Source organism: Corynebacterium sp. HMSC077D03 (genome assembly GCF_001808545.1).
GTDB lineage: Bacteria > Actinomycetota > Actinomycetes > Mycobacteriales > Mycobacteriaceae > Corynebacterium > Corynebacterium simulans.
On record NZ_KV793661.1, the window covers coordinates 1 to 12,282 of the forward strand.

A 12,282-nucleotide genomic window follows, 5' to 3' on the forward strand; every position below is an offset into this window, starting at 1 on the left:
TGGTTGATTAGGATAGGGCCCCGCTTGGTTCTAGCGCTTGTGGTGCGTAAAGTAGAGGTTTCTGTCTTGTCCTTTATGGCCTGTAAACTAGGCCGGTAGTAACGGACGAGTTTTAATCAAGAAGAGAGTAAGGCTAGATGTCTGAGCGCAGTTTCAACGATCGTAAGGGCGGCTCCGGCCGTGGGAACTACGGTGACCGCAAGAACGGTGGCCGTGACAACCGCCGTGGTGGTGGCCGTGGCTACGGTCGTGGTGAGGACCGCGATAGCCGTGATAACCGTCGCGGCGGCCGCGACGGTTGGGATGGGGAGCGCCGTAATGGCTCTCGTGACCGCAACGATCGCGGTGGCCGTGGAAATCGCGACGAGCGTCGAGGCAACGACCGTCGCAATGACGCACGCGGTAATGATCGCCGCGGTCGCGGTAATGGCGGTAAGCGCTTCGATAGGGCACATCCGCAGCGTTCCGGTTACCGCGAAGAGCGCATTAACCGTCGTATGACTGACCCAGACCTGCCTTCCGATATCAACATCGAGGACTTGGATCCGTCGGTGCTGCAGGACCTGCGCTCTTTGTCCAAGGAGAACATGGAGGCCGTCGCTAAGCACCTGATTATGGCCGGCACCTGGATGGATGATGATCCAAAGCTGGCACTGCGTCATGCGCGAGCCGCCAAGGACCGTGCCGGTCGTGTAGCCGTCGCCCGCGAGGCCAATGGTGTCGCGGCGTACCACGCGGGCGAATGGAAGGAAGCCCTGTCGGAGTTGCGCGCAGCCCGTCGAATCTCCGGTGGTCCAGGTCTGCTGGCCGTAATGGCTGACTGTGAGCGCGGCCTGGGGCGTCCGGAAAAAGCGGTCGAGCTTGGTCGCAGCGAGGAAGCACGCGAGTTGGATGGCGATTCCGCAATCGAGCTTGCCATCGTCGTCGCCGGCGCACGCATCGATATGGGTCAGGCAGAGTCTGCTGTTGTGACCATGCAGCGCGCTAACCCCAACAAGGAAGACCGCGGTGTTTCCGCATGCCGCTTGTCCTATGCCTACGCCAATGCGCTGCTGGAAGCAGGCCGCAAGGACGAGGCCAAGGAGTGGTTCAAGCATGCAGTCAAAATTGATGAAGGAGACTGGACCGACGCCGCCGAACGCCTAGCAGAGATCTAGTCATGAATATTCTCAAAGCCCACGATTCGCTTTTGCTCGACCTCGATGGCACCGTTTGGGAAGGCGGCCAGCCGCTGCGCTGCGTCGTGGATGTTATTAACTCCTGTGGCGTTCCCGCCGTTTACGTCACCAACAATGCCTCCCGGAGCCCGGAGGCTGTGGCTTCGATGCTTTCTGAGATCGGTCTGCTAGCCGATCCGGAACACATCGTGACTTCCGCTCAGGCTTCTTTGGTGCTCATGGCCTCGGAAATCCCGGCTGGCTCCAAGGTTCTCGTTATCGGTGCAGAGTCCTTCCGCACGCTCACGCGTGAAGCTGGATACCAGGTGGTAGACAGCGCCGAGGATAAGCCCGCAGCAGTGGTCCAGGGAATGGATAAGGCGATTGGTTGGAAGGAGCTATCCGAAGCTGCTTACGCCATCAACAACGGCGCTAAGTTCTTCGCCACCAATCTGGATACCTCGTTGCCCACCGAGCGTGGCTTCGCCGTGGGCAATGGTGCCCTCGTGGGGGCAGTCGCGGCGTCGACTGGCGTGGAGCCCATCTCCGCCGGCAAACCGGAGCCTGCAATGTTTACCTACGCGGCGAAAAAGGTCGGGTCGAAGAAACCTCTTGCCGTGGGCGACCGCCTAGACACCGATATTGCCGGTGGCAATGCAGCGGCGATGGACACCTTCCACGTGCTCACCGGTGTATCGGGAGAGCTGGAGCTCATCGAGGCCCCGGTAGCCCAGCGCCCGAACTTCATCGGTGCGGGCTTCCACGAGCTGTCGCTGCCCGTTGCGGTGGCAAAGCCCGGCGCACAGGGCGATTTCCGCGCCCGCTGCGACGGATATGACATTGTGCTGCAGGGCGGAAACGAAAAATCCACCTCCATCCAGGCGCTGCGCACCGTTCTTGAGGTTGCCTGGGCCATGCCTGAGCCGCCACGCTATATCCAGCCGCGCAGCGAGTTTGCTGAGAAAGCAGTAGCTGCATGGCGATAAAGCCGCACGATCCGCGCGCCGTCATGGCGCCCGAGGAAGTCGACGCCGCGATGTCTGAAATCTTGGGCCAGCCCGCGACGTCGCTAAGCGAAGAAGTAGCCCAACTAGATAGCGCCCACGCCGTGCTGCGTGAGGCCTTGCAGGAGAACTAATGCCACCACAACGGCGTCGTTTGGATGCAGAACTCGTCCGCAGGAAGATCGCTCGTTCTAGGGAACAGGCCGTCGAGATGATCAAGGCCGGCCGCGTTACCGTGGGCGGATTCAAGGCCAGCAAACCCGCGACCGTCGTAGAGCCGGAAGTCTCCATCAAGGTTGAGGCGGCTGACAATGATGACTGGGCTTCCCGCGGAGCACATAAACTGCTCGGGGCGCTTGAGGCCTTCGACGTCGACTTGAAAGATAAGCGTGTTCTCGACGCCGGCGCCTCCACCGGTGGTTTCACCGACGTGTGCCTGCGAAAAGGGGCTCGCGAGGTGATCTCCGTCGACGTGGGCTACGGCCAGCTGCTGTGGCGCCTGCAGAACGACGAGCGCGTAAAGGTACTCGACCGTACCAACATCCGCAATCTTGATCTAGACATCACCGAGGGGCCTTGTGATGCCATGGTGGGTGATCTTTCCTTCATCTCTTTGAAGCTGGTCTTGCCCGCCATCGTCGATGTGATGGCAGAGGGCGCATGGCTGCTGCCCATGGTCAAGCCGCAGTTTGAGGTCGGCAAAGACCGTATCGGCGCTGGCGGCGTCGTTCGTTCGTCGGAGCTGCGTCAGGAGGTCACTGAGGAGGTGGCGCGCTTTGCGCAGACCTTGGGGGTTAGCGTCAAAGGCGTGGCAGCCTCACCGCTCCCGGGACCTAGCGGAAACGTGGAGTATTTCCTGTGGCTGGTCAAAGACGGCCAGGTAACCAAAGATGAAGATATCGCTGAGATGGTGCGCACCGCCATTGAGGAAGGGCCACAGTGAAGCGCGAAATTCTGCTTGTCCCGCACGCCAGCCGTGCAGACAACCTCGAGTCCACTATCCGCGCTGCTGAGATTCTCCAGGAGGCCGGCATCACGGTCCGCGTCAGCGCGCCGGAACACGTGCTGCCAGAGTTGCAGCACGTTGAGCACACCCCGGCTGCGGCCGCAGGCTGCGAGCTCGTCCTCGTCCTAGGCGGCGATGGCACCTTCCTGCGTGCTGCCGACATGGCTCGCGCAGTCGATGTCCCGGTGTTGGGCATCAACCTGGGCCACGTGGGCTTCCTCGCGCAATGGGAAGCGGAATCCTTGGAGCGCGCGCTCGTGCGCGTTATCGATTGCGACTACGAGGTAGAGGACCGCCTTACTCTCGACGTCGAGGTCACTGACCGCTCAGGCAAGCTCATCGAGCGCGGTTGGGCACTCAACGAGGCCTCCATTGAAAACCTCAACCGTTCCGGTGTGCTGGACGCCATCTTGGAAATCGATGGCCGCCCGGTATCTTCCTTTGGCTGCGACGGCGTGCTAATTTCCACGCCGACTGGTTCCACCGCCTATGCCTTCTCCGCCGGCGGCCCGGTTCTTTGGCCATCCCTGGACGCACTCCTCGTGGTTCCCAACAACGCCCACGCGCTGTTTACCAAGCCGATGGTGGTCTCTCCACTGTCCAAGGTCGCGGTAGAGTCGGCCTCGGCTACCTCTCCGGCAATCGTCATCTTGGATGGTTTCCGCGAAATCGCGATGCCGCCTGGTTCGCGTGTGGAGGCGGTCCGCGGTGCGCATCCGGTCAAGTGGGTGCGCCTGGATGACCAACCCTTTACGGATAGGTTGGTATCTAAGCTCCGATTGCCAGTGCACGGCTGGCGCGGCCCGCAAAGCTAGGCTTTTTAAAAGAAAGGCAGGTGTGGCACAGACATGCTCGTTGATATCACTATCGAGGACTTAGGCGTCATTGAGCGCTCTGCGGCGGAGTTCGCGGAAGGTCTTACCGTCTTAACCGGTGAGACCGGCGCTGGTAAGACCATGGTTGTCACCGGCCTGCGCCTTCTGGCTGGCGGGCGTGCCGACGCCTCCCGCGTGCGTGATGGTGCACAGAAAGCAGCAGTGGAGGGGCGCTTTGCCACAGCTCGCGCGGCAGCCGCCGAGGTCGTGGAGTCCGTCGGTGGCGTCGCTGACGAGAATGGCGAATATATCGCCTCCCGAACGGTGTCGGCGGCTGGCCGCTCCCGCGCCTACCTGGGCGGGCGCGCGGTGCCTGCTGCAACGCTGGGTGATTTTTCTTCCCACGTTTTAACGGTGCACGGCCAAAACGATCAGCTGCGTCTTCTTGCCCCCGAACAGCAATTGGCCGCGGTTGATCGTTCGGAGCCTGCAATTGCTAAGGTCCGCGAGACCTACACCGAGGCTTTTCGCACCTGGCGCGACCTAGCCAAGGACTATAAGCGCCGCACGGAATCGCGCCGCGAGCTGGCGCAAGAGGTAGATCGCCTGCAATTTGCAATCAATGAAATTGGTGAGGTCGCCCCAGAACCGGGCGAGGACACCGAGCTTGTTACCCTCATCCAGCGCTTGCAGGACGTTGATACCTTACGCGAGGCGGCAGCGACCGCGCTTTCGGCCGTAGACGGCGATGATTCTTTTGGCGAGGCCGAGGCTGCCTCCGCATTGTTGGGCCGTGCCAGCACCGCGTTGGTGGGCTCTAGCGATAAGGAGCTCGCGGCATTGGGTGAACGCTTGAGCGATATCACCAGCCAGGTCTCCGATATCGCCGCCGAGCTGGGCACGTACCTAGAATCGCTACCTGCCGACCCAAACCTGCTCGAAGAATCGCTGCGCCGTCAGCAAGATCTGAAGCAGCTGACCCGCAAGTATGCCGCTGACATCGACGGCGTTTTGGCTTGGCGTGACGCCGCGGCAGAAAAACTCGACTCCATGGATACCTCCGCCGAGGTTTTGGAAGAGCTCAAGGCTAAGGTCATGGAGGCCGAGAAACAAATGGTAGCTAAGGCCAGCGCGCTGACCAAGGCCCGCAAGAAGGCCGCGAAGAACTTAAGTATGCAGGTCACCGAGGAGATCCACGGACTTGCCATGCCGAATTCCGCGCTCAACGTGGAAATCCGGGAAGCGAAGTATTCCAAGACCGGTGCCGACGAGGTGGAGTTTCAACTCAACGGCAAGCCGCTGGCAGGCGCGGCCTCTGGCGGCGAGCTTTCCCGCGTCATGCTGGCGCTGGAGGTCGTGCTGGCGGATGGAGATGGCGCGACCATGGTCTTCGACGAGGTCGACGCCGGCGTGGGCGGCCGCGCCGCGGTAGAAATCGGGCGTCGCCTAGCGCGTCTAGCTACCTCCAACCAGGTCATCGTGGTCACCCACCTGCCACAGGTTGCCGCCTATGCAGATAGTCACCTGCATGTCTCGAAGGAGAAATTCACCTCCGGTGTCAGCGATCTCAGCGCTAGCGAGCGGGTAGAAGAACTTGCCCGCATGCTCGCGGGTCTGGATGATACGGAGACCGGCCGCGCGCATGCACAGGAATTGTTCGATCGCGCTCAGGCAGAAGTGGCAGCGTTCCGCGCGCCTTCCACAATTTAAGTTTGTGACGGGGGACAATGGCAGACATGAGTCTGTTTTCCCGTAACTCCGATCTGCCTGGTGAACACGGTGCGCTGCGTGACTGCACCCCGGGCGGAAAGGGCATGAAGAAGTTCGTCGAAGGTGACTTTGCCGTCATCAATGCCGCCAATATTTCCCGCCAGGAAGCGCAGATGCTGGTCGATATCAAGCCTGCAGCTGTCCTGAATGTCGCAGAATTTACCACCGGGTCCATCCCGAACTACGGCCCGCACATGCTGTTGGACGCTGGTGTGACCCTGATCGAGGGCGTGGGCGAGGAATTCGTCTCCAGCTTTAAGGACGGCAAGAAGGCCCGGATTAATGAGGAAGGCGTCGTCTTCATTGGCGATACCGAGGTGGCCACGGGAAAGGTTGTGAGCCGCGAGAAGGCCGAGAAGAATTTCTCCTCCGCACAACGCGAGCTGATTGACCATATGGAGGCTTTCTTCGGCAACTCCATCGAGTTCATCCATTCCGAGGGTCCGCTGCTTATCGACGGCCTGGGCGTTCCGGATTCCGGCACCGAGATGGCAGGCCGCAAGGTGTTGGTTGTCTCGCCGTCCACGGACCATCGCAACAAGGTGAAGCTGCTGCGCAACTTCATCCGCGAATACGAGCCGATCATCATTGGTGTGGATTCTGCAGCAGATACCGTGGTGGATTTGGGCTATAAGCCGCATTTTATTGTCGGTGATCCTTCCGAGATTAGCTCCGAGACTCTGCGCTGCGGTGCGCGCGTTATCTTGCCTGCAGATCCAGACGGCACCGCGGAGGGCCTTGAGCGCATCCAAGACCTAGGCATCGGTGCGATGACCTTCCCGGCGGCAACAGACTCCGCCACCGATCTTGCGCTGCTGCTGGCTGATTATCACGGCGCCCAGATGATTGTGCAGGTCGGGCGCTCCCTGGACCTGGACGATATCTTTGCTAAGCAAGAGCACGCTACTCCGGCTGCGATGCTTTCCCGTATGAAGGCGGGCACGCGCCTGGTGGATGCCGATTCCGTCATCAACCTTTACACCAACCCGAGCTCCGGCGGCATCGGATGGCTCTGGGCTCTGCTTGGCATCCTGGTTGCGCTGGCCGTGATAGTCATCATCGTGGGCTTGGGCGGCGACGCTTCCTTCGGTCAGAACCTCATCGATACCTGGAATAACTTTGCTTTGAGCGTGCAAGGATGGTTTAAGTAATGGCGGGTAAGTCACTTCTTGTTGCTGGTCTTGGTTTCGGCACCGCCGTGGGCGTGGCCTTGGGGGCGCTGGCGATTGCTCCGAATATGCCGTCGGGCGGCGCCGGAGGCGATTCATCGCTACGCGAGGAGTTCCAGAAGAAGGCTCAGAATGAGGAAGTGCTTAAGGCACAGGCAGACTCTAGCGACTCCGTCCTTGACAAACTGGCTCCCGTCGTAGTTGATGGCAGCTTGGCGCAGCGTCCCGTGCTAGTTATCTCGACTGGGGAAGCCAGCGAGGGCGACGTGCGCGCAATCCGTAGCTTGCTCAAGTCTGCGGATGCCGAAGACGCTGGCGAGATTAAGCTAACGGACGAGTTCTACCGCCAGGAGGGCGCGGATAAGCTGCTTTCTTTGGTCACTAGCGCATTGCCGGCGGGTGCCAAGCTTGACTCCAAGAAGGTGGATGCAGGCACGCACTCCGGCCAGGCGCTGGCCGCGGCCTTACTGATGGATCCAAAGACCACCGAGCCACTGGCTTCAACCAAGGACCGCGCGAACCTGCTGCAGGCGCTGCGCGATGCCGGATATATCGACTATGAAGACGGCACTATTTTGCCTGCACAGGCTGTGGTTTACGTCGGCGGTAAGGGCTTTCCTGGTTACTACACCGATCAGACGGTCAATTTCCTAGAGGCCCTAGACGCGGCCGGCGGAAACACAGTGGTGGCAGCACGCGTAGAGCAAGCTGCCGAAGATCGCGTCATTGGCAAGCTGCGTGAGGCCAAATCCGCAATCTCGACGGTGGACTCCATCGACCGCACCACCTCGCGCATGGCCGCGGTTATGGCGGCAAAGGAGCAGCTCGACGGAGGCAAGGGTGCCTATGGTGCTGCTTCCTCGGCCGATGCGGCGGCGCCGAGCCTGCCGGAGGATCTCTAAATGGCTCATGACTTCGAGGTACGCAGCAGTGAGCTGCTTCTCGACGCCCCGATTATCGCAGTGCGCCGGGACGAAGTAGTGATGCCGGGCGGGACCACCGCCTACCGTGAGGTAGTAGAGCACTTTGGCGCTGTGGCTATCGTCGCGGTGGATGATGAAGAGCGCATCGCCATGGTCAATCAATATCGCCGTAGTGCGGATAGGCGCCTGTGGGAGCTTCCTGCTGGCTTGCTCGACATCAAGGGGGAGGACGAACTCACCGGAGCGAAGAGGGAACTGCAGGAAGAAGCCGGGCTGGCCGCTGAAGACTGGTCCGTGCTTGCGGATATCATCACCTCGCCGGGCTTCTGCGAGGAAGCCGTGCGCGTGTTTTTATCCCGCGGGTTAAGTGCTGTCCCGCGAATGGATGCTGAAGGCGATGAGGAAGCCGACATGGACTTCGCGTGGGTGCCGCTTGAAGAGGCGGTCGATCGAGTGATTTCTGGTGACATCGTCAATTCGATAGCGGCCACCGGCATCTTGGCGGCCTATGCCGTTTATCGCGGCGGCCGCAAGCCGCGTAGTGTGGACGAGCCTTTCGAGCTGCGCCCGACCGCGATGGCTGCGCGTCGCCCTGGCCCTGACCTGAAGAAGCTGTGAAGGCGGAGGGACTAGCTGCGACGTGGCTCAACCACCTAGCGGTGGAAAGAGGCGCTTCGGCCAATACCTTGAGCAACTATCGCAGGGATGTGCGTCGCTATTTGGGCTGGCTGGCTGACAATGGGGTGGATGATTTAGCGGCAGTCGACCGTGGCATGGTTGAAAACTACCTGAAGTTTTTGCGCGGCTCGATGGCCGCGTCGTCGGCAAGCAGGGCTCTCATCGTCGCCCGTGGGCTGCACAAGTTCGCCGTGGCTGAGGGCATCCTCGATGTGGATGTGGCTAGTGAAGTGACTCCTCCGAAGAATGCGCAGCACCTGCCGGAAACCCTGCAGATTGAGGAGGTAGAAAAGCTACTCGATTCGGTGCCTACGGGGGAAGTGGCCACTCCGATTGATATTCGCGACCGTGCGCTGCTGGAATTGCTCTACGGCACGGGTGCACGCATCACGGAGGTCACCTCTTTAACTGTTGATGATGTAACCGAAAACGATGGCATGTTGATGTTAACCGGTAAGGGCGATAAGCAGCGCTTGGTTCCGGTGGGATCACAGGCGCAAAAGGCCGTGGAGGAGTACATGGTGCGGGGCCGGCCGGTTCTGTCGAAGGGCAAGTCCCATGCACTATTTCTCAATACGCGCGGTGGGTCTCTGTCTCGCCAAAGCGCATGGGCGGTGTTGAAACAGGCCGCCGCGCGGGCCGGGATTAAAAAGTCAATCTCACCGCACACGCTGCGCCACTCCTTTGCCACGCACCTATTAGAAGGCGGTGCGGACGTGCGTACCGTGCAGGAGCTGCTGGGGCATTCCTCGGTGACAACGACTCAGATCTATACCCACGTCACTGCGGATTCTCTGCGCGAAGTCTGGCGCACGGCGCATCCCAGGGCTTAGGCTTAAACGAATTTAAAAATAGACAGGAAAGTAAGTAGAACATGCTGAAAAATCTTGCCGGTGTAACGCGCGGGGCAAAGCTGGCTGCCGCAACAGCGGTAGTGGCGATGGTGCTGGCGGTAGCGCCTGCGCAGGCACAGGACGCCTCAGTCTCTGTCCCAGCGGGCCAAACTTCGACCGTGTCTTTACCGGTCCCTGTGGACGTAAGTTATGCCGGTGAGGGCTGGAACATCAATGCCTCCGGCGGATCAGCCACGATTACCGCACCGCCCGAAGGCGGCCAAGTCACGGTGCCGGTAACCTATGAAGGCACGACCATTAGCCTGACGCTCGTGGCCGATGGTTCGGTCACCCAGGAAGACCTGAATAATGCAGGCGAGGACATCGCCAATGGCGGAGACGGCGGGGCAGTGCTGCATGGCGGCGGTGCTGGTGACGGTAGCGGTGAGGGCGCTGGCGGCGGTGATAACGGCGACGGTGGTTCTGCTGGTGAAGATTCTGGTTCCGGGACTGGCGCTGATGGTGGCGCTGCTAGTGGCAATGGCACCCAGGGCGGTGTGCCAGGCGGTGACCCTGCGAATAATCCGGCGGCAGCAGGTGGAGTCGATGTGTCGCAGGCGGAGTACATCAACCTGGATGCAACGATTGAAGGCCAGACCATCACGGCGCAAATGGGTGTGATGCAGGCGCTGGATCTGTATAACCGCTTCAAGGACACCGACGAGGCTGGCGTTACGTTGCGCTATCTCAATGCGAAGGGCGAGTTCATCAAGGGCGTTAAGCGCAAGGTGGATAAGTCCTCGCGCACGCTTGAACTGACCTATCCGGAAGGCCAAACCCCGGATAACCCGTTCATCATGGAGCTGGTCCGCGATTCCGATAACGCGGCGGTGCTCGTAGTGACGCTGACGGACCCAAATAAGGAAACTGCCGGGGACGTGCCAAACCCTGACAATGGCTCCGGTGAAGGTGCCAATGCGGATTCGAAGAATAGTTCTTCGATTCTTCCGTGGGCTATTGGTGCCGGCGGCGTTTTGCTTTTAATTGTGCTGGGATGGCTGCTTTCGCGTCGCCGTAAATCAAGTCAAGAAACTGGATAGTTTTGCTTGATCGCGATGAAAGGGTCAAAGCGGGTACTCTATAATCACAACGTTGTAATCAGCCACCTGCATCGGGTGGCATTGGTGATCGATTTGTGGTCAAGGAAGCAGGTGTGACTGTGGGCGAAGAGGGACTGTTTGCAGCCTCTAAAGCGCAGGTGGGGCTGACTGGGCGTCCAATCCGTGGGCTGCCAGATCCAGCTCCGTTGGAAAAGCACGGGCCAGCAACCATCATCTCGATGTGTAATCAAAAAGGTGGCGTTGGCAAGACCACCTCGACCATCAACATGGGCGCGTGCCTTGCAGAGCTGGGCCGTAAAGTCTTGCTCGTTGACTTGGACCCGCAGGGTGCACTGTCCGCAGGCTTGGGCCTGACCCATGACCAAATCGAGGACACCATCTATGACGTGATGTTGGATAGCCAGACTTCTATCCATTCCGCCATCCAGCACACTGGTGTACCGAACCTCGACCTTGTGCCGGCCAACATTGACTTGTCGGCCGCCGAGATTCAGATGGTCAACGAGGTTGGCCGTGAGCACACCTTGGCCCGTGCGCTGCGCCCGATTCGCCGTGATTACGACTTCATCATCATTGATTGCCAGCCTTCTTTGGGCCTGCTTACGGTCAATGCTTTGGCCTGTTCCCAGGGCGTCATCATCCCGATGGAGTGCGAGTTCTTCTCCTTGCGCGGTCTGGCACTTTTGACCGATACCGTGGACAAAGTTTCCGAGCGCATTAACTTCGACCTTGAGGTCATGGGCATCCTGGTCACCATGTTTGACCGCCGCACCAAGCATGCCCGCGAGGTCATGGACCGTGTAGTCGAATACTTCGGTGACAAGGTCTTCGACACCGTCATCACGCGTACGGTCCGTTTCCCGGAGACATCCGTGGCCGGTGAGCCGATTACCAGCTGGGCACCGAGCTCCCAGGCGGCGCAGCAATACCGCAACCTCGCTAAAGAGGTTATTGAGCGCTCCACCGTCTAGGAAGATTATCCGTGACCCAACCGGAGATTACGGGCTTTCGAATTGCACTGCGCAACTTCGAGGGCCCTTTTGATCTGCTGCTCCAGCTGATTCAGTCGAAAAAGTTGGACGTAACCGAAGTGGCGCTTTCTGAGGTCACCGATGAGTTTGTCGCGTACACCCGCCAGCTGGGGGCTACCGCAGATTTGGATGAAACCACCGAGTTTCTTCTCGTGGCTGCCACGTTGCTGGATTTGAAGGCGGCCCGCCTCTTGCCGCGCGGCGATGTCGACGATCTGGAAGACCTTGAGCTGCTCGAAACGCGCGACCTTCTCTTCGCCCGGCTTCTGCAGTACAAGGCTTATAAGCAAGTTGCCGACCAATTCGCCCAATGGCAGCGACAGGCGCGGCGCCGCTATCCGCGTGCCGTCTCCATGGAGAAGGCTTTCGTGGAACTTCTCCCGCCGGTCCGCCTGGGCCATACGCCAGCCTCCTTTGCCGAGCTGGCTGCCAGCGTCTTCCGCCCCAAGCCACCGGATGAGGTGGCCACGGGCCATATTCACCAGGTTGCTGTCTCTGTCCCAGAGCAGGCCGGCAAGATCCTCAGCACACTGAAGTTGCTGGGCGAGGGCCAGTGGATGAGTTTTGCTGCTCTCACGCGTGATTGCACCGTCTCGATGGAGGTTGTCGGCCGTTTCCTGGCATTGCTGGAGCTCTACAAGGCCAAGGCTGTCGACGCCGAGCAGCCAGAGTCCCTCGGGCCACTGGAACTTAGCTGGACCGGTCTCGACGTGGACCCTGCCGTGGTGGCGGCTTCCAACTGGGATTAGACCGGTGGAGTAATTCCCGGCCTGGG

The 12,282-nt window shown here is 60.2% G+C and carries 13 protein-coding genes; all 13 read left to right on the plus strand.

Going from position 1 to position 12,282, the window contains the following annotated elements:
- The first annotated feature begins 137 nt into the window (after positions 1 to 137).
- The 13 genes from HMPREF2888_RS12325 (at position 138) to HMPREF2888_RS01820 (ending at position 12,256) form a co-directional block, all read left to right on the plus strand.
- Positions 138 to 1,157, plus strand: coding sequence for a tetratricopeptide repeat protein (locus HMPREF2888_RS12325; protein WP_061926108.1), 1,020 nt, complete (start codon positions 138 to 140; stop codon positions 1,155 to 1,157).
- A gap of 2 nt (positions 1,158 to 1,159) precedes the next feature.
- The gene (locus HMPREF2888_RS01770; protein ID WP_061926111.1) at positions 1,160 to 2,143 is read left to right on the plus strand and encodes an HAD-IIA family hydrolase; all 984 of its coding nucleotides are present in this window, start codon (positions 1,160 to 1,162) and stop codon (positions 2,141 to 2,143) included.
- Positions 2,134 to 2,295 carry a hypothetical protein gene (locus HMPREF2888_RS12820; protein WP_168163248.1) on the plus strand — a complete coding sequence of 54 codons (162 nt, stop codon included), beginning with the start codon at positions 2,134 to 2,136 and terminating at the stop codon, positions 2,293 to 2,295. Before HMPREF2888_RS01770 ends, HMPREF2888_RS12820 begins: the two co-directional genes overlap by 10 nt.
- The gene (locus HMPREF2888_RS01775; RefSeq protein WP_070518108.1) at positions 2,295 to 3,104 is read left to right on the plus strand and encodes a TlyA family RNA methyltransferase; all 810 of its coding nucleotides are present in this window, start codon (positions 2,295 to 2,297) and stop codon (positions 3,102 to 3,104) included. The genes HMPREF2888_RS12820 and HMPREF2888_RS01775 overlap by 1 nt, the downstream gene beginning before the upstream one ends.
- The gene (locus HMPREF2888_RS01780; protein WP_061926116.1) at positions 3,101 to 3,982 is read left to right on the plus strand and encodes an NAD kinase; all 882 of its coding nucleotides are present in this window, start codon (positions 3,101 to 3,103) and stop codon (positions 3,980 to 3,982) included. The genes HMPREF2888_RS01775 and HMPREF2888_RS01780 overlap by 4 nt, the downstream gene beginning before the upstream one ends.
- Before the next feature lie 33 nt (positions 3,983 to 4,015).
- Positions 4,016 to 5,692, plus strand: coding sequence for a DNA repair protein RecN (gene recN, locus HMPREF2888_RS01785; protein WP_070518110.1), 1,677 nt, complete (start codon positions 4,016 to 4,018; stop codon positions 5,690 to 5,692).
- Between the two features lie 26 nt (positions 5,693 to 5,718).
- Positions 5,719 to 6,903: a putative cytokinetic ring protein SteA gene (steA, locus tag HMPREF2888_RS01790; RefSeq protein WP_062040684.1), complete on the plus strand. Its 1,185-nt coding sequence runs from the start codon at positions 5,719 to 5,721 to the stop codon at positions 6,901 to 6,903.
- On the plus strand, positions 6,903 to 7,823 hold the full coding sequence (locus HMPREF2888_RS01795) for a copper transporter (protein WP_070518112.1): 921 nt from the start codon (positions 6,903 to 6,905) through the stop codon (positions 7,821 to 7,823). Before steA ends, HMPREF2888_RS01795 begins: the two co-directional genes overlap by 1 nt.
- Entirely contained in the window at positions 7,824 to 8,462 is a 639-nt protein-coding gene (locus HMPREF2888_RS01800) for an NUDIX domain-containing protein (RefSeq protein ID WP_070518113.1), read from the plus strand.
- Positions 8,459 to 9,355 (plus strand): site-specific tyrosine recombinase XerD, encoded by an 897-nt coding sequence (gene xerD, locus HMPREF2888_RS01805; RefSeq protein ID WP_070518115.1) that lies wholly within the window; start codon positions 8,459 to 8,461, stop codon positions 9,353 to 9,355. Before HMPREF2888_RS01800 ends, xerD begins: the two co-directional genes overlap by 4 nt.
- A 41-nt stretch (positions 9,356 to 9,396) precedes the next feature.
- Positions 9,397 to 10,455 (plus strand): hypothetical protein, encoded by a 1,059-nt coding sequence (locus tag HMPREF2888_RS01810; RefSeq protein ID WP_070518116.1) that lies wholly within the window; start codon positions 9,397 to 9,399, stop codon positions 10,453 to 10,455.
- Between the two features lie 113 nt (positions 10,456 to 10,568).
- A complete protein-coding gene (locus tag HMPREF2888_RS01815) occupies positions 10,569 to 11,447 on the plus strand; it encodes a ParA family protein (protein WP_210386796.1) in 879 nt (292 codons plus the stop codon).
- A gap of 11 nt (positions 11,448 to 11,458) precedes the next feature.
- Positions 11,459 to 12,256 (plus strand): segregation and condensation protein A, encoded by a 798-nt coding sequence (locus HMPREF2888_RS01820; protein ID WP_061926140.1) that lies wholly within the window; start codon positions 11,459 to 11,461, stop codon positions 12,254 to 12,256.
- Positions 12,257 to 12,282 lie beyond the last annotated feature (26 nt).

Excerpts from the sequence above, each read along its gene's own strand:
- HMPREF2888_RS12325 (WP_061926108.1), top strand. The coding sequence starts at position 138 with ATGTCTGAGCGCAGTTTCAACGATCGTAAGGGCGGCTCCGGCCGTGGG.
- HMPREF2888_RS01770 (WP_061926111.1), top strand. The coding sequence starts at position 1,160 with ATGAATATTCTCAAAGCCCACGATTCGCTTTTGCTCGACCTCGATGGC.
- HMPREF2888_RS12820 (WP_168163248.1), top strand. The coding sequence starts at position 2,134 with ATGGCGATAAAGCCGCACGATCCGCGCGCCGTCATGGCGCCCGAGGAA.
- HMPREF2888_RS01775 (WP_070518108.1), top strand. The coding sequence starts at position 2,295 with ATGCCACCACAACGGCGTCGTTTGGATGCAGAACTCGTCCGCAGGAAG.
- recN (WP_070518110.1), top strand. The coding sequence starts at position 4,016 with ATGCTCGTTGATATCACTATCGAGGACTTAGGCGTCATTGAGCGCTCT.
- steA (WP_062040684.1), top strand. The coding sequence starts at position 5,719 with ATGAGTCTGTTTTCCCGTAACTCCGATCTGCCTGGTGAACACGGTGCG.
- HMPREF2888_RS01795 (WP_070518112.1), top strand. The coding sequence starts at position 6,903 with ATGGCGGGTAAGTCACTTCTTGTTGCTGGTCTTGGTTTCGGCACCGCC.
- HMPREF2888_RS01800 (WP_070518113.1), top strand. The coding sequence starts at position 7,824 with ATGGCTCATGACTTCGAGGTACGCAGCAGTGAGCTGCTTCTCGACGCC.
- HMPREF2888_RS01810 (WP_070518116.1), top strand. The coding sequence starts at position 9,397 with ATGCTGAAAAATCTTGCCGGTGTAACGCGCGGGGCAAAGCTGGCTGCC.